A 15,138-nucleotide genomic window follows, 5' to 3' on the forward strand; every position below is an offset into this window, starting at 1 on the left:
CTCCGGGCCCTGGGCTCCGGGCTCCCGGCCTCGGGCCCTCGGGCTCCGGTTTCCGGCGCCCGGGCGCCCGCCCTGGCGGGTGGCGGGTGGGTTGGAGGCGGTGCCGCCCGGCTCGTGCCCGGGGGTTGTTGTCACGGCGTCGGGCCTCGGGCCGGGCCCCGAGGTCCGGCCACGGGGGTGGGCGGACCGGTGGGGTCCGCCGCCCGGCCGGGGGCCGGGGCCCGCACCTTCCCGGTGGGGCACCGCCGTTGAGGCGGTGCCCGCCGGGCGGTGCTCAACGCCGCTTGTTCAGCTTGCGAACCCCAGCTCCCGCGCAATCAGCATGCGCTGGACCTCGCTGGTGCCCTCGCCGATCTCCAGGATCTTGGAGTCCCGCCACATCCGGGCCACCGGATACTCGTTCATGAAGCCATAGCCACCGTGGATCTGGGTGGCCTCGCGGGCGTTGTCCACCGCGACCTCGGAGGAGTAGAGCTTCGCGATCGACGCCTCCTTCTTGAACGGCTCGCCCAGCACCAGCCGGGAGGCCGCGTCCCGCCAGGCCACCCGGGCCATATGGGCGCGCATCTCCATATCGGCCAGCTTGAACTGGATGGCCTGGTTGGAGCCGATGAGGCGGCCGAACGCCTCGCGGGTCCTGGCGTACGCCACCGACTCGTCCACACAGCCCTGGGCGAGCCCGGTGGCCAGGGCGGAGATCGCGATCCGGCCCTCGTCCAGTATCCGCAGGAACTGGGCGTAGCCCCGGCCCTCCGCGCCCAGCAGATTCGCGGCCGGGACCCGGCAGTCGGAGAAGGACAGCTCGCGGGTGTCCGAGGCGTTCCACCCCACCTTGGAGTAGGGGGCGGCCACGCTGAAGCCAGGGGTGCCGGAGGGCACGATGATCGAGGAGATCTCGGGGCGGCCGTCCTCCTTGCGGCCGGTGACGGCGGTGACCGTGACCAGCGCGGTGATATCCGTACCGGAGTTGGTGATGAAGCACTTGGTGCCGTTGATCACCCACTCGCCCGTGGACTCGTCCAGCCGGGCCGTGGTGCGAGTGGCGCCCGCGTCCGAGCCGCCGCCGGGCTCGGTGAGGCCGAACGCGCCCAGGGTCTCCCCGGAGCACAGCCCCGGCAGCCAGGTGCGCTTCTGCTCCTCCGTGCCGTAGAGGAAGATCGGCATCGCGCCGAGCGAGACCCCCGCCTCCAGGGTGATCGCCACCGAGGAGTCCACCCGGGCCAGCTCCTCCAGGGCGAGGCACAGCGCGAAGTAGTCCCCGCCCATACCGCCGTACTCCTCCGGGAAGGGCAGGCCGAACAGCCCCATCCGGCCCATCTCGCGGATGATCTCGTACGGGAACTCATGGTGCTCCCAGTACTCCCCGATCTTGGGTGCGACCACATCGTGTGCGAACGCCTCGACGGTGCGGCGCAGTTCCTCGTGCTCGGCGGAGAGTCGGTGGTCGATCGACATGGCTCAGGTCTCCTTCTGGGAGAGGGCGCGGACGGTGCGGGACGGGCTGGGCCGGCCCAGGTGCCGGGCCATCCACACGCTGGTGGCGGTGAGACGGCCGATGTCGACCCCGGTCTCGATGCCGAGGCCGTCCAGCATCCACACGAGGTCTTCGGTGGCGAGATTGCCGGTGGCGCTCTTGGCGTAGGGGCAGCCGCCGAGGCCCCCGGCGGAGGCGTCGACGGTGGTCACACCGTGCTGGAGCGCGGTGAGGGTGTTGGCGAGCGCCTGGCCGTAGGTGTCGTGGAAGTGCACGGCCAGCCGGTCGTCGGCGATACCCGCCTCATTGAGCGTGGCCAGCAGCTCCCGCACATGGCCCGGGGTGGCCACGCCGATGGTGTCGCCCAGGCTGATCTCGTCGCATCCCATGTCCAGCAGCCGGCGGCTGACCGAGACGGTCTGGGAGATCGGGACCGGCCCCTCCCACGGGTCGCCGAAGCACATCGACAGATAGCCGCGCACGGTCACGCCCGCGTCCTTGGCCTTGGCGACGACCGGTTCGAACATCTCCAGCGCGCCGTCCACCGTGCGATTGAGATTGGCCTTGGCGAAGGACTCCGTGGCGCTGGCGAAGACGGCGATCTCGCGCGCGCCCAGCGCGAGGGCGCGGTCCAGCCCGCGCTCATTGGGCACGAGCACGGGGAGCCGGGCGTCCACGTCGTCGATCAGCCGCATCAGCTCCTCGGCGTCGGCCAGTTGGGGCACCCACTTGGGATGGACGAAGCTGGTGGCCTCGATGGTGGTGAGACCGGCCTCGGCGAGCCGGTGGATGAACTCCGCCTTGATGGCCGCCGGGACCAGCGCCTTCTCGTTCTGGAGCCCGTCGCGCGGGCCCACCTCGTGGATCCGGACCCGGGCGGGCAGCCCGGGGGCCGGGACGGTCATGGGGAGGGTCATCGCTCACGCTCCTCGCTCTCCTGCGGCTCGTGCGGGGTGACGACCGCCAGCAGCTGATCCATGGCGACCGTGCTGCCGGGGGTCACCTCGAGCTCGGTGACGGTGCCGTCGTGCGGCGCGGAGATGAGGTGCTCCATCTTCATCGCCTCGACCACCAGCAGGCCCTGACCTGCGGTGACCTCCTCGCCGACGGCCGCCTTCACGACGGTGACGGTGCCGGGCATGGGCGCCGTCAGCTCCCCGGCGTGCGCGGTGGCGGCCCCGCCGCGCAGCGCCTCCTCCACGGGGTCGTGCCCGACCACCCGCCAGGCGTCCCCGTCCCGGCCCAGCCAGTGGCTCGCGCCGTGCCCGGCATGGCGGAACCGGTGGGTGACCCCGCCGAGGTCCAGCAACACGGAGCCCTCGTCGAGGGCAATGAGCCGCGCCCGCACACCCGCACCCGCGTCGGCACCCGCGTCGGCGTCGGCGGCCGGACGCCATGCGGCGTCCGCCTCCGCGCGGGCCGGAGCGGTGCTTGTGCCCGCGCCCGCGTCTGCGGGGGCCGAAGTGGTGGTGCCCGCGCCCGTGTCGGCCGCCGGGCGCGGGTCCGTTCGGCCGGTGGCGGGGGTCTCCGGGGTGCCTTGGCCCGTGCCCTGGGGCCCGCTGGGGCGGTCCGTCGCCTCGGCTGCTGTCGGGGTTCCGCCGGGGCGGGCCGTCGAGCCGGTTGTTGCCGGGGTGGCGTCAGCGCGCTCGATGCGCACCTCCGCGTCGTGGGCCCGGCCGCGGACGCGGACCGTGACCGGGGGGTGGCCCGCCACGCGGAGGCGGTGGACGGTCCAGGCGGGCTCGGCGCCCAGCCGCCAGCCGGTCGGCACCGAGAACGGATCGACCCAGACGTCCGCGGCCGGGCCGCCGAGGGCGGAGCCGCCGGGCTCCGGGCGCCCACCGGATCCGCCGCCGCGCGGAGCCGCGGGCTCCAGCGCCGCCTGGCGTAGCAGGGCCGCCGCCGCATAGACCTCCTCCGGGACGGCCGCCGGGATCAACTGGGCCGCCGCGCGGTCGACCAGGCCCGTGTCGAGCTCGCCCGAGGCGACCGCGGGATGGGCGGCCAGACGGCGCAGAAAGCCCGTGTTGGTGTCCACGCCGAGGACGGTCAGGGAGCCGAGCGCGGCGCGCAGCCGGCGCAGGGCGGTGGGGCGGTCGGGGCCGTGGGCGATGACCTTGGCGAGCATCGGGTCGTAGACCGTGCCGACCTCGGTGCCCGCGCTCAGCCCGGAGTCGACCCGCACCCCCTCGCCCTCCGGCTCGTCCAGCGCCAGCACGGTGCCGGCCGAGGGCAGGAAGTCCACCCGGCCGTCGGCCGCCGCGCGGGCGGTCTCGGCACAGATACGGGCCTCCACGGCGTGGCCGGCGAAGGCGATGTCGTCCTGCCCGAACGGCAGCTGCTCGCCCGCGGCGACGCGCAGCTGCCACTCCACCAGGTCAAGACCGGTCCGCCCGCCGACCGACACCGTCAGCTCGGTCACCGGATGCTCCACCTGGAGCCGGGTGTTCATCTCCATGAAGCAGTACGCGGACGGATCGTCGCCCGGCACGATGAACTCGACCGTGCCCGCGCCCACATAGCCGCACGACCGTGCCGCCGCGACCGCCGCCTCGCCCATCCGCGCCCGGGTGGCCTCGTCCAGCAGTGGACTGGGCGCCTCCTCGATGATCTTCTGATGGCGGCGCTGGAGCGAGCACTCGCGCTCCCCGAGGTGGACGGCGTGCCCCTGACCGTCCGCCAGCACCTGGATCTCGATATGCCGGGGCCGGTCGATCCAGCGCTCCACCAGCAGCGTGTCATCGCCGAACGCCCCGCGCGCCTCCCGGCGGGCGGCCGCGATCTCGTCGGCGAGCAGCGCCTCGTCACGGACCAGCCGCATGCCCTTGCCGCCGCCGCCCGCCGAGGGCTTCAGCAGCACCGGCATCCCGATCTCCCGGGCGGCCGCGGTGAGCTGGTCGTCCGTCAGCCCGCTGCCCGAGGAGCCCGGCACCACCGGCACCCCGGCGGTGCGCACGGTCTCCTTGGCGCGGATCTTGTCGCCCATCAGCTCGATGGCCCCGGCGGGCGGCCCGATGAAGGCGAGCCCGGCGTCGGCGCAGGCGCGGGCGAACGCGCCGTTCTCCGCGAGGAAGCCATAGCCGGGGTGGACGGCCTGGGCGCCGGTGCGCGCCGCGGCCTCCAGCAGCCGCTCGATGGACAGATAGCTCTCCGCGGCGGGGGCGGGCCCGATCCGCACCGCCGTATCGGCCTCGCGCACATGGCGGGCGTCCGCGTCGGCGTCGCTGTAGACGGCGACCGAGCGCACCCCGAGCCGCCGCAGGGTGCGGATGACGCGCACGGCGATCTCACCGCGGTTGGCCACCAGGACGGTGTCGAACATCGCGGGCGACGGGCCGGCCGCCTTCGTAGCACTCATCGGGTGCATCCCCCTCACATCCGGAAGACGCCGTAGCCGGGCGCCACGGGCTCGGTGGCCGTACGGCCGGGCAGCGGTGCGTTGGCGCAGGCCGTAAGGGCGAGACCGAGCACCGTGCGGGTCTCCAGGGGGTCGATCACACCGTCGTCCCACAGCCGGGCGGTGGCGTAATAGGCGTTTCCCTGCGCTTCGTACTGCTCGCGGACCGGGGCCCGGAACGCCTCCTCTTCCTCGGCGCTCCACTCCTCCCCGCGCGCCTCCATCTGGTCGCGCTTGACGGTGGCGAGCACGGAGGCGGCCTGCTCACCGCCCATCACGGAGATCTTGGCGTTGGGCCACATCCACAGGAAGCGGGGCGAATAGGCCCGGCCGCACATCGAGTAATTGCCCGCGCCGTAGGAACCGCCGACCACGACCGTCAGCTTGGGGACGCGGGTGCAGGCCACGGCGGTCACCATCTTGGCGCCGTGCTTGGCGATACCGCCCGCCTCATAGCTGCGGCCCACCATGAAGCCCGAGATGTTCTGCAAGAAGACCAGGGGGATGCCGCGCTGATCGCACAGCTCGATGAAGTGGGCGCCCTTCTGGGCCGATTCGGAGAACAGGATGCCGTTGTTGGCGACGATGCCCACCGGATGGCCCATGATCCGCGCGAAGCCCGTGACCAGTGTGGTGCCGAACTCGGCCTTGAACTCGGCGAACCGCGAGCCGTCCACCACTCGCGCGATGACCTCCCGCACGTCGTACGGCGTGCGCGAGTCGACCGGCACCGCCCCGTAGAGCCCCGCCGGGTCCACCGCGGGCTCCTCGGAGGGCTCCAGCGGCCATGGCGGCGACCCCTGCCGCATCGGGGACGGTGGCAGGGTGGCGACGATGGAACGGACGATCCGCAGCGCGTGGGCGTCGTCCTCCGCCAGATGGTCGGTGACGCCCGAGACCCGGGAGTGGACCTCGCCGCCGCCCAGCTCCTCCGCCGAGACGACCTCCCCGGTGGCCGCCTTCACCAGCGGCGGCCCGCCCAGGAAGATCGTGCCCTGCCCGCGCACGATCACGGCCTCGTCGCTCATCGCCGGGACATACGCCCCGCCCGCCGTGCAGGACCCCATCACCGCCGCGACCTGCGGAACCCCGGCGCCGGACATCCGCGCCTGGTTGTAGAAGATCCGCCCGAAGTGGTCGCGGTCCGGGAAGACCTCGTCCTGCATGGGGAGGAAGGCACCGCCGGAGTCGACCAGATAGACACACGGCAGGTGGTTCTCCAGCGCGATCTCCTGGGCGCGCAGATGCTTCTTCACCGTCATCGGGTAGTACGTGCCGCCCTTGACCGTGGCGTCATTGGCGACCACGACCACCTCACGGCCCGCCACCCGCCCGATCCCGGCGATCACCCCCGCCGCCGGGGCCTGGCCGCCGTACATCCCCTCGGCCGCGAGCGGCGCCAGCTCCAGGAACGGGGAGCCCGGATCCAGCAGTGTGTCCACCCGGTCGCGCGGCAGCAGCTTGCCGCGCGCGGTGTGCCGCGCCCGCGCCTTCTCCCCGCCGCCCAGCCGCGCCACGGCCAGCCTCTCGCGCAGCCGCGCGGCCAGCTCGCGGTGCGCGGCCTCATTGGCCTGCCAGGCGTCGGACGCCGGGTCGGCGCCGCTGCGCAGCGCCGGTGCCTGCTCCATGGCTACGAGCCCCCTCGCTCGGTCTCGCTCATCGGTCCCGCTCGGGTCCCGTTAGTGAACGTTAACTAGTTACTACCAGGTTAACGACCACTAACCCCGCTGTCTAGAATTGATTTCATGAGCACGCAAGCAGCCGCCCCGACCCGCCGTGAGCAGATCCTCAAGGAGGCCGCCCGGCTCTTCGCCGAGCGCGGCTTCCACGGCGTCGGCGTCGACGAGATAGGGGCGGCGGTCGGCATCAGCGGTCCCGGTCTCTACCGCCACTTCCCCGGCAAGGAGGCGATGCTCGCCGAGCTGCTCGTCGGCATCAGCGGCCGGCTGCTGACGGGGGGCAAGCGGCGGGCCGCCGAGGGGGAGGGGGCCGGGCATACGCCCGCCGAGGTGCTGGATTCGCTGATCGAGGGGCATATCGACTTCGCCCTCGACGACCGCCCGCTGATCATCCTCCACGACCGCGAGCTCGACCGGCTCCGGGACACCGACCGCAAGCTGGTGCGCTCGCTCCAGCGCCAGTACGTGGAGCTGTGGGTCGAGGTGGTGCGCGAGGTCTACCCCCGGCTCGCCGAGGCCGAGGCCCGCGCGTGCGTCCACGCCGTCTTCGGACTGCTCAACTCCACCCCCCACCTGGGCCGCCCCGGTGCCCTCCCGGGGCGCGCGGCCACCGCCGCCCTGCTGCGCCGGCTGGCCCTCGGCGCCTTCGGCGGTGCCCATGGCGCGGACGGCGCGGCGAGTGGGGCGGCCCGGAGGGGGCACCTCCCGGCGGTGGCTGGGGGAGAACCGGGCCCTGTAGAGGCTGGACAGGATCTGTGACTCGCGGGTAGCTTTCACTGAGCAAGCGCTTAGGTGAGTGCTGCCAAGCCATCATTGAGGAATCACGACGGCGGCCGGGCGGATCCGCGGACAGCGGCGGCGGCTTAGCCGCAAGGAGGGCCGCGCCAATATGCGCCGTACGGTGTTCAACGAGGACCACGAGGCGTTCCGGGAGACCATCCGCGACTTCATCGCGGCCGAGGTCGTGCCGTACTACGACCAGTGGCGGGAGGCCGGCCAGGCCCCGCGGGCGTTCTACAAGAAGCTCGGCGAGCTCGGCGTCTTCGGTATCGAGGTGCCCGAGGAGTACGGCGGGGCGGGCGAGACCAGCTTCAAGTTCAACGCCGTGATCACCGAGGAGACCGCCCGCGCCGGGGTCAGCTTCGGCGGCAGCGGCGTCCACACCGCGCTGTGCCTGCCGTACCTCCTCAAGTACGCCAACGAGGAGCAGAAGCGGCGCTGGCTGCCCTCCTTCGTCTCCGGCGACATGATGACCGCCATCGCCATGACCGAGCCCGGCACCGGCTCCGACCTGGCGGGCATGAAGACCACCGCCAAGCTCTCCGAGGACGGCACCCACTACGTCCTCAACGGCGCCAAGACCTTCATCACCGGCGGCGTCCTGGCCGACCGGGTGCTGGTCTGCGCCCGCACCGCCCCGCCCACCCCCGAGGACCGCCGCGGCGGCATATCCATCCTCGTGGTGGACACCAAGAGCGAGGGCTACGCGGTCGGCCGCAAGCTGGAGAAGCTGGGCCTGAAGACCTCCGACACCGCCGAGCTCTCCTTCACCGACGTCAAGGTGCCGGTGGAGGACCTGCTGGGCGAGGAGGGCAAGGCGTTCGGCTACCTCGCCCACAATCTGCCGCAGGAGCGCCTGGGCATCGCCGTCGGGGCGTACGCACAGGCCGTGGCCGCCGTACGGTTCGCCACCGAGTACGTCAAGGACCGGACCGTCTTCGGCCAGGCGGTGGCGTCGTTCCAGAACACCAAGTTCGTGCTCGCGGACTGCAAGTCCGAGGTGGACGCGATGCAGGCGGTCGTGGACCGGGCCCTGGACGCGCACGACGCGGGCGAGCTCACCGCCGCCGACGCCGCCTCCGCCAAGCTCTTCACCACCGAGCGCGCCGCCGTCGTCATCGACCGGTGCCTCCAGCTCCACGGCGGCTACGGCTACATGATGGAGTACCCCATCGCCCGGCTGTACGCGGACACCCGGGTGAACCGGATCTACGGCGGCACCAGCGAGGTCATGCGGTCCATCATCGCCAAGTCGATGGGGCTGTGACGACCGTCATGACCAGGGGCAACAGGACCGCAATACGGGTCTGCAAGACTGCTTGAACCATGAATGACGCACTTCAGGGCCTTCTCGATCTGCTCGACCTCGAGCAGATCGAGGAGGACATCTTCCGCGGCACCAGCGACGCCGCACCCCTCGTACCGCGGGTCTTCGGCGGTCAGGTCGCCGCCCAGGCCCTGGTCGCCGCGGGCCGTACCGTCCCCGAGGACCGCTCGGCGCATTCGCTGCACGCGTACTTCCTGCGGCCCGGCGACCCCGGGGCGCCCATCGTCTACACCGTCGACCGGATCCGGGACGGCCACTCCTTCACCACCCGCCGGGTGGTCGCCGTCCAGCACGGGCAGCCGATCTTCCATCTCTCGGCCTCCTTCCAGCTGTACGAGGAGGGCCTCGAGCACCAGGAGCCGATGCCGGACGTACCGGATCCGCTCTCCCTGCCGACCGCCGAGGAACTGCTGCCCCGCTATGAGCACCTCTTCCTCAGCCCCGGGGTGACCGAGCGGATGCTCCAGGCGCGCGCCGCGGTCGATCTGCGGTACGTGGACGAGCCGCCCTTCGGCAGCGTCGGACGGCCGCGCGAGCCGAAGTCGCAGGTTTGGTTCCGGACCAACGGCAAATTGGACGGCCTCGCCGACCACCCCCTGCTCCACGTCTGCCTTGCGACCTATGTCTCCGATATGACGCTGCTGGACTCCGTGCTGCTCGCCCATGGGCGCGGCGGCTGGACGGTCGGCGACATCGTCGGGGCCAGCCTGGATCACGCCATGTGGTTCCACCGGCCGTTCCGGGTGGACGACTGGCTGCTGTACGACCAGGAGAGCCCCTCCGCGTCCGGCGGGCGCGGGCTCGCCAAGGGCCGCATCTTCACCGCCGACGGGCGGCTGGCCGTCTCCGTGATCCAGGAGGGGGTCATGCGGGTGCCGCGCGGGAAGAAGAAGTGAGCGCGGCGGGCGGCGGGGCGGCCCGGTCCCGCCGTATGCCCGCGGGGATGGCCGGGGCCCGCCCGATGCCCGCCAGGGTGGCCCGGTCCCGCCGTAAGTCCGCGGGGATGGCCGGGGCCCGCCGGATGTCCGCCAGGGTGGCCCGGACCCGCCGTATGCCCGCGGGGACGGCAGGGCCTCGCCCTACGTCCGCCATGGCGGCCCGGTCCCGCCGTAAGTCCGCGGGGATGGCCCGCCCCCGCCCGGCGCCTGCCACCGTGGCCCGTCGCCCGGCCTCCGGCACGGCCGCCCGGTGCCGTCAGAACTGGGCCGTCAGCCCCGCCGCGTCCAGCAGGTACGCCGTCATCGGGTCGTAGAACCTCGGGCTGGTGACGTGGTCGTCCAGCGGGACCACCGCCGACAGCGTGCCCTCGGACTCGCCGAGGAAGAGTGCCGGGTCGTTGCAGTCCGCGTAGCCGACCGCGTCGATGCCCCGCTGGCCCGCGCACCCCGCCCAGCCGTGGTCGGCGACCACCAGATCGGGCAGCGGCCGCCCCTCGCGGGCGAGCCCGTCGAGGATCGCCGCCATGGGCGCGGGGGAGTGGGTGTGCCACAGGGTGGCGCCCCGCTCCAGCATCGCCACATCGCAGAACTGGAAGACGTAGCCCTCGTCCGCGTCGAGCCCGGCGGGGATCTCCACGATCTCGCATCCAGCGGCCCGCAGCGCCGCCGCCGTGGCCCGGTGGACCTCCAGCAGCCCGCCCGGGTGCCCGGTGGCGAACAGCACCCGCTCGCCGGTCTCCGCCGCCTTCCGCAGCACCGCCGCCATCCGGTCCAGCGCGCCGACCGTCAGCTCCGGGTCGATGGTGTCCTGCCCCGAGCGGTGCTCCGGGTCGTCCACCACACCGCACCGCTCCGCCATGACCGCCAATACGTCCTGTTCATCGGTCCAGCGGTCGCCCAGCTCCAGGCCGAGCCAGTAGTGGCGGTCGCCGTTCGCCAGCTTGCGGTAGTGGGAGAGGTTGTTCTCGCGAGGAGTGGCGACATCGCCCGCGATGCGCGTACGGATGAGGTGGTCGATCAGTTCGGCACGGCTGGGCACGGAGCTGGGTATCGGCATGTCGACCATTGTCGCCTCTCCGACGAGGGAATGGGGACATCCACCGCCGGTCGGGCGTGACACGACCATGGCGAAATGCCGGATGTCCGGAGAAATGCCGGATGTCCGCCCGGACCGCCGCCGCCCGGGACCCGCACCGGGCCTAACGGCCGGGCCGACGGCGCCTGGCGGGGCGCCGGGCGGACCTGCCACCACGGTGTGGCTGCGGCGGCGGCACGGGCGCGCTGATGGTCACGGGGACACCGGAGGGATCCTGCGCTCCGGTGATACGGGTGAGTTCGGGGTCGGTGGAGTGGACCTGGGCGGTCATGGGGGTGATGCCCGCGTCGGCCATCAGGCGGACCATGTCCCGGCGCTGGTCCGGGCCGACCAGCGTGATGACGCTGCCGGATCCGCCCGCACGGGCGGTACGGCCACCACGGTGCAGATAGTCCTTGTGGTCCGCGGGCGGGTCGACATTGACGACGAGGTCGAGATCGTCCACATGAATGCCCCGGGCGGCGACGTTCGTGGCCACCAGCGCGGTGACATGGCCGGATTTGAAGTGGTCCAGGGTCCGGGTGCGCTGCGGCTGGGACTTGCCGCCGTGCAGCGCGGCCGCCCGTACGCCGTTGGCCAGCAGATGCTTGGTCAGCCGGTCGACGCCGCGCTTGGTGTCCAGGAACAGGATGACGCGGCCGTCCCTGGCGGCGACCCGGGTGACGACGGAGCGCTTGTCGGTGTCCGCGATGTGCAGCACATGGTGCTCCATCGTGGTGACGGCGCCGGCGGACGGGTCGAGTGAATGCACGGCCGGATCGTGCAGGAACTGGCGCACCAGCAGGCCGATGTTGTGGTCGAGGGTCGCGGAGAACAGCAAGCGCTGACCGTCGGCGGGGACCTGCCGCAGCAGCCGGGTCACCTGGGGCAGAAAGCCCATGTCGGCCATCTGGTCGGCCTCGTCGAGGACGGTGGTGCGCACATGGTCCAGCCGGCAGTCGCCGCGCTCGATCAGGTCGTAGAGGCGCCCGGGGGTCGCGATGACCACCTCCGCGCCGCCGCGCAGGGCGTCCGCCTGGCGGCCGATCGACACTCCGCCGACCACGGTGGCCGGGCGCAGCCGCAGCCGCCGAGCGTAGGGGGTGAGCGCCTCGGTGACCTGCTGGGCCAGCTCCCGGGTGGGGACCAGCACCAGGGCGAGGGGGTGGCGGGGCTCGGCGCGCTGCCCGGCCGTGCGGGCCAGCAGGGCGAGGCCGAAGGCCAGGGTCTTGCCGGAGCCGGTTCGGCCACGCCCCAGGACGTCCCGGCCGGTGAGGGCGTTGGGGAGGGCGGCCGCCTGGATCGGGAAGGGCGTGGTGACGCCCTGCTCGGCCAGCTCCTTGAGCAGCCCCTCCGGCATGTCGAGTTCGGAGAACGACGTGACGGCGGGCAGTACCGGGGCGGAGCCGGGCGGCAGGGCGAATTCGTTTCCGCCGGTGGGGCGGGGGCGGCCATTGCCGGTGGCGCGGGAGGGCGCCGGTTTTTTGCGATACGAGCGGGGGGAACGGCTCAACGCGTTGCTTTCTGCTGGGCGCGGTCTGCGGAAATGAGTACGAGCCGAGGCCCGCACCCCTTCAGGTGCGGGCCCCGGCTTGTGATAGGCGCTGCGATCAGGCGGGAACGATGTTCTCGGCCTGCGGGCCCTTCTGGCCCTGGGTGACGTCGAAGGTCACCTTCTGGCCTTCCTGGAGCTCACGGAAACCGCTGGTCGCGATGTTCGAGTAGTGGGCGAAGACGTCGGCGCCGCCGCCGTCCTGCTCGATGAAGCCGAAACCCTTTTCCGCGTTGAACCACTTCACGGTGCCAGTAGCCATGTCCTTCTCCTTCAGATAGGGATTGGTCCGGAACGCACAGGGAATGCGTCCCGAGTCGCCGAAATGACCCCATCCGGAAATGACCGGCAAAAACAAGTAATGCGCCTGAGGCTACATACCGTCAGGCGCACATAAGTCCATGAGTACCAAAACTGCAACTAACGGAGATCCTATCACGTGCGGCATCGGAGCGGCGGGAATCAGGTGGACGATTTTGCCGCCGAGCTGTCCCCTCCCGCTTCGAGGTGTGACACGCTGGTGTTTCCGACTCCCGTCTCTCCCTGCGGAGGCGCTATGCGCTGCATCATCGCCAATTACGCCTTCGACCTCACCGTGCGTGAGGTGACGGACGCGATGAGCGGCGTCACTCCCGAACCGATCACTGGCCCCTCGGTCCAGATCGGCCGCCGCGTCTACCCGGTCAAGCAGGTGGGAGCGGTGATCACTCGTCAGGACCGCCGCGACTTCACGGCGGGAGAGGTGACGCGGGCCATGAAGCGCCTCGGCTTCACCTGTCATCCGGCGCCCACGGCCACGGCGTCCGACGCCGTCGAGACCGCCTCCGAGCTGCTGGGGAAGCCTGCGGACAGCTGACGCCCGCCGCGGCCGCGCGGACGGCGCCCGATCCCTCATGGACCGCCGGGCGCGGCGAGTGAGCGGTGGACGAGGTCCACGGCCTGTTCGGTGACCCGGTCCAGCAGCGGGTCGTCCGCCGCGGAGAGCAACTGCATCCCGATGCCGCGCAGCAGCCCGGCGAGGGAGATCGCGACGCTGGGCGGATCGACGTCGGAGCGCACGGTTCCGTCCTCGATACCCGCCCGGATGTCATCGGTGAGCCGCTCGCGGAACCACGCGTCGCGCTCCGCGAACAGAGGGCCGAGCACCGGATCCGAGGCCATCGACTCGGCCCACAGCAGCAGAAACGCCTGGCTCGCCGGCGCCCGGTCACGCAGGTTGACCAGATACGTCGAGACCAGCGCCGTGATCCGGGCGAGGCCCCCGCCCTCGACGGCCGGCAGATCGAACCGCTGGGCATGCCGTACGACGGCGCCGAGCAGCTGTTCGCGGCTGCCGAAGTGGTGGTGGACGATGCCGCGGCTGTACCCGGCGAGGCGTCCGACCTCGGCCAGTGAGACCGACCGGGAGCCGTTGCGGGCGATCAGCGCGGTGGCGGCGTCGAGGACGCGCTGCTCGGTCTCGGCCCGGCGCTCCTGCTGGGTCCGGCGCTTACTCTCGCCTGTCACGGCAGACATCGTACTGGGGCGTCCATGGCGGGCGCGCCAGGCAAGTTAAGCGTTGACTTATATAAGCGGCGACTGGCATAGTCCCGGCGTGCACGCACTCGATGTCCTCGGAGACCCCGTCCGGCGCCGGATATTGGAGCTGCTCGCCGAGGGGGAGCGATCCTCGGGCGAGGTCAGCTCGGTCATCCGGGCCGAGTTCGGCATTTCGCAGCCCGCCGTGTCACAGCATCTGCGGGTGTTGCGGGAGGCCGGATTCGCCTCCGTGCGGGCCGAGGGCACGCGGCGGCTATACGCCGTCGAGGCCGCGCCCCTGCGGGAGGTCGACCGGTGGCTGGACCGGTTCCGGGGCTTCTGGGAGCAGCGGCTGGACGCGCTGGGGACGGAACTGGCGCGGGGCAAGCGGCAGCGGCGGCTCGATCAGGGGCGCGGCGGCGACAGTCAAAAACCGACCGAAAAGCCAAAAAATGGGACGGACACGTCATGAGCGAGATCGTCGATCAGATCAACCACGTCCACCGTAAGGTCGGCACCCGTGAGGTGCCCGAGGGCGAGGCCCGTACCGTTCTGCTGCGGCGCGCCTACGACGCCGCGATCGAGGACGTCTGGGACGCGTGCACCGACCAGGAGCGGATCAGCCGCTGGTTCCTGCCGGTGAGCGGCGACCTGAAGCTCGGCGGCCACTACCAGTTGGAGGGCAACGCGGGCGGCGAGATCCTGCGCTGCGAACCCCCGCGGCTGCTCGCCGTGAGCTGGCTGTTCGGCGAGAACCCCGGCTTCAGCGAGGTCGAGGTCCGGCTGACCGCCGAGGGCGAGGAGCGGACCGTGTTCGAGCTGGAGCACGTTGCCGTCGTACCGCCCGGGATGTGGGACCAGTTCGGCCCCGGCGCGGTCGGCGTCGGCTGGGACGGCGCGCTGCTCGGCCTCGCCCTGCATCTGGCGGACGCCACGCCCGCCGACCCGGAGGCGTGGCAGGCATCGGACGAGGCACGGGAGTTCATGACCCGCAGCAGCGAGCTCTGGGGCGCGGCGTACGAAGCCTCGGGGGCGCCGGCGGACGTGGTGGCGTCCGTGGTGCGGGCCACGACGGAGTTCTACGTGCCCAACGCGTAGCGTCGGCCGCCCGGGCCGAGCGCGGCCGGGGAGGTGACGGCCGACCGCGCCCGGTCGTCGAGGGTGCCGTTGAGGTCGGCCATGAGCACGGTGCGCCGCGGTGGTTCGGCGCGCACGGTGCGTCAACCGCGTACCGGCCGTGCACCCGGGCCCCACCGCGGCGCGGAACACGACCGCCGCACCGGCCCGACCCCCTACCCGTCATACCTGGGGACTACCCCGCGGATGCACTCCCCGGTGGGACGCCAACCACACGGCCGGCTCCCTACCTTCCGTACCCAAGACAACTGTTGGTACGGA

At 72.1% G+C, this 15,138-nt stretch carries 15 protein-coding genes; 6 read left to right on the top strand and 9 right to left on the bottom strand.

Translation table 11 applies throughout. The annotated features are described in order from the left end of the window. Positions 1 to 288 precede the first annotated feature (288 nt). From AB0E24_RS29475 to AB0E24_RS29490, 4 genes are read right to left on the bottom strand one after another with little or no spacing between them, the layout of a single operon-like run. The gene (locus AB0E24_RS29475; RefSeq protein ID WP_069864000.1) at positions 289 to 1,455 is read right to left on the bottom strand and encodes an acyl-CoA dehydrogenase family protein; all 1,167 of its coding nucleotides are present in this window, start codon (positions 1,453 to 1,455) and stop codon (positions 289 to 291) included. Positions 1,456 to 1,458: 3 nt separating this feature from the next. Further along, positions 1,459 to 2,391 carry a hydroxymethylglutaryl-CoA lyase gene (locus tag AB0E24_RS29480; protein WP_093703335.1) on the bottom strand — a complete coding sequence of 311 codons (933 nt, stop codon included), beginning with the start codon at positions 2,389 to 2,391 and terminating at the stop codon, positions 1,459 to 1,461. Continuing rightward, positions 2,388 to 4,796: an ATP-binding protein gene (locus AB0E24_RS29485; RefSeq protein WP_359381581.1), complete on the bottom strand. Its 2,409-nt coding sequence runs from the start codon at positions 4,794 to 4,796 to the stop codon at positions 2,388 to 2,390. Before AB0E24_RS29485 ends, AB0E24_RS29480 begins: the two co-directional genes overlap by 4 nt. 50 nt (positions 4,797 to 4,846) lie before the next feature. Then, positions 4,847 to 6,499: a carboxyl transferase domain-containing protein gene (locus AB0E24_RS29490; protein ID WP_093702289.1), complete on the bottom strand. Its 1,653-nt coding sequence runs from the start codon at positions 6,497 to 6,499 to the stop codon at positions 4,847 to 4,849. A 117-nt stretch (positions 6,500 to 6,616) separates the two neighbouring features. On the opposite strand from AB0E24_RS29490, the gene AB0E24_RS29495 reads away from it, so the two are divergent. The 3 genes from AB0E24_RS29495 (at position 6,617) to AB0E24_RS29505 (ending at position 9,553) form a co-directional block, all read left to right on the top strand. Next, positions 6,617 to 7,309 carry an SACE_7040 family transcriptional regulator gene (locus tag AB0E24_RS29495; protein WP_250849179.1) on the top strand — a complete coding sequence of 231 codons (693 nt, stop codon included), beginning with the start codon at positions 6,617 to 6,619 and terminating at the stop codon, positions 7,307 to 7,309. A 130-nt stretch (positions 7,310 to 7,439) separates the two neighbouring features. Beyond that, on the top strand, positions 7,440 to 8,597 hold the full coding sequence (locus tag AB0E24_RS29500) for an acyl-CoA dehydrogenase family protein (protein ID WP_069864006.1): 1,158 nt from the start codon (positions 7,440 to 7,442) through the stop codon (positions 8,595 to 8,597). 59 nt (positions 8,598 to 8,656) lie between these two features. Beyond that, on the top strand, positions 8,657 to 9,553 hold the full coding sequence (locus AB0E24_RS29505; RefSeq protein ID WP_069864008.1) for an acyl-CoA thioesterase: 897 nt from the start codon (positions 8,657 to 8,659) through the stop codon (positions 9,551 to 9,553). Positions 9,554 to 9,851: 298 nt separating this feature from the next. Here AB0E24_RS29505 and AB0E24_RS29510 read toward each other — a convergent pair whose 3' ends face one another. The 3 genes from AB0E24_RS29510 to AB0E24_RS29520 form a co-directional block, all read right to left on the bottom strand. Next, positions 9,852 to 10,661 (bottom strand): phosphatase, encoded by an 810-nt coding sequence (locus AB0E24_RS29510; protein ID WP_371350666.1) that lies wholly within the window; start codon positions 10,659 to 10,661, stop codon positions 9,852 to 9,854. Positions 10,662 to 10,794: 133 nt separating this feature from the next. Next, a complete protein-coding gene (locus tag AB0E24_RS29515) occupies positions 10,795 to 12,183 on the bottom strand; it encodes a DEAD/DEAH box helicase (RefSeq protein ID WP_359381487.1) in 1,389 nt (462 codons plus the stop codon). 97 nt (positions 12,184 to 12,280) lie between these two features. Continuing rightward, positions 12,281 to 12,484 carry a cold-shock protein gene (locus AB0E24_RS29520; RefSeq protein WP_020871138.1) on the bottom strand — a complete coding sequence of 68 codons (204 nt, stop codon included), beginning with the start codon at positions 12,482 to 12,484 and terminating at the stop codon, positions 12,281 to 12,283. Between the two features lie 294 nt (positions 12,485 to 12,778). On the opposite strand from AB0E24_RS29520, the gene AB0E24_RS29525 reads away from it, so the two are divergent. Next, positions 12,779 to 13,078: an SCO5918 family protein gene (locus AB0E24_RS29525; protein ID WP_069864012.1), complete on the top strand. Its 300-nt coding sequence runs from the start codon at positions 12,779 to 12,781 to the stop codon at positions 13,076 to 13,078. 35 nt (positions 13,079 to 13,113) lie between these two features. On the opposite strand, the gene AB0E24_RS29530 is transcribed toward AB0E24_RS29525, so the two are convergent. Further along, the gene (locus tag AB0E24_RS29530) at positions 13,114 to 13,728 is read right to left on the bottom strand and encodes a TetR/AcrR family transcriptional regulator (protein WP_197710421.1); all 615 of its coding nucleotides are present in this window, start codon (positions 13,726 to 13,728) and stop codon (positions 13,114 to 13,116) included. Positions 13,729 to 13,816: 88 nt separating this feature from the next. On the opposite strand from AB0E24_RS29530, the gene AB0E24_RS29535 reads away from it, so the two are divergent. Then, the gene (locus AB0E24_RS29535; protein ID WP_069864016.1) at positions 13,817 to 14,212 is read left to right on the top strand and encodes an ArsR/SmtB family transcription factor; all 396 of its coding nucleotides are present in this window, start codon (positions 13,817 to 13,819) and stop codon (positions 14,210 to 14,212) included. Continuing rightward, positions 14,209 to 14,838 carry an SRPBCC family protein gene (locus tag AB0E24_RS29540; protein ID WP_069864018.1) on the top strand — a complete coding sequence of 210 codons (630 nt, stop codon included), beginning with the start codon at positions 14,209 to 14,211 and terminating at the stop codon, positions 14,836 to 14,838. The genes AB0E24_RS29535 and AB0E24_RS29540 overlap by 4 nt, the downstream gene beginning before the upstream one ends. Here the strand turns inward: AB0E24_RS29540 and AB0E24_RS29545 are convergent. Next, positions 14,820 to 14,954 (bottom strand): hypothetical protein, encoded by a 135-nt coding sequence (locus AB0E24_RS29545; RefSeq protein WP_359381491.1) that lies wholly within the window; start codon positions 14,952 to 14,954, stop codon positions 14,820 to 14,822. The genes AB0E24_RS29540 and AB0E24_RS29545 overlap by 19 nt on opposite strands. Between the last annotated feature and the right edge of the window lie 184 nt (positions 14,955 to 15,138).

Source organism: Streptomyces malaysiensis subsp. malaysiensis, from assembly GCF_040653035.1.
Classification (GTDB): domain Bacteria; phylum Actinomycetota; class Actinomycetes; order Streptomycetales; family Streptomycetaceae; genus Streptomyces; species Streptomyces malaysiensis.

Coding starts and splice junctions, on each gene's coding strand:
- AB0E24_RS29475 (WP_069864000.1), bottom strand. CDS start 1,455: ATGTCGATCGACCACCGACTCTCCGCCGAGCACGAGGAACTGCGCCGC.
- AB0E24_RS29480 (WP_093703335.1), bottom strand. CDS start 2,391: ATGACCCTCCCCATGACCGTCCCGGCCCCCGGGCTGCCCGCCCGGGTC.
- AB0E24_RS29485 (WP_359381581.1), bottom strand. CDS start 4,796: ATGTTCGACACCGTCCTGGTGGCCAACCGCGGTGAGATCGCCGTGCGC.
- AB0E24_RS29490 (WP_093702289.1), bottom strand. CDS start 6,499: ATGGAGCAGGCACCGGCGCTGCGCAGCGGCGCCGACCCGGCGTCCGAC.
- AB0E24_RS29495 (WP_250849179.1), top strand. CDS start 6,617: ATGAGCACGCAAGCAGCCGCCCCGACCCGCCGTGAGCAGATCCTCAAG.
- AB0E24_RS29500 (WP_069864006.1), top strand. CDS start 7,440: ATGCGCCGTACGGTGTTCAACGAGGACCACGAGGCGTTCCGGGAGACC.
- AB0E24_RS29505 (WP_069864008.1), top strand. CDS start 8,657: ATGAATGACGCACTTCAGGGCCTTCTCGATCTGCTCGACCTCGAGCAG.
- AB0E24_RS29510 (WP_371350666.1), bottom strand. CDS start 10,661: ATGGTCGACATGCCGATACCCAGCTCCGTGCCCAGCCGTGCCGAACTG.
- AB0E24_RS29520 (WP_020871138.1), bottom strand. CDS start 12,484: ATGGCTACTGGCACCGTGAAGTGGTTCAACGCGGAAAAGGGTTTCGGC.
- AB0E24_RS29525 (WP_069864012.1), top strand. CDS start 12,779: ATGCGCTGCATCATCGCCAATTACGCCTTCGACCTCACCGTGCGTGAG.
- AB0E24_RS29540 (WP_069864018.1), top strand. CDS start 14,209: ATGAGCGAGATCGTCGATCAGATCAACCACGTCCACCGTAAGGTCGGC.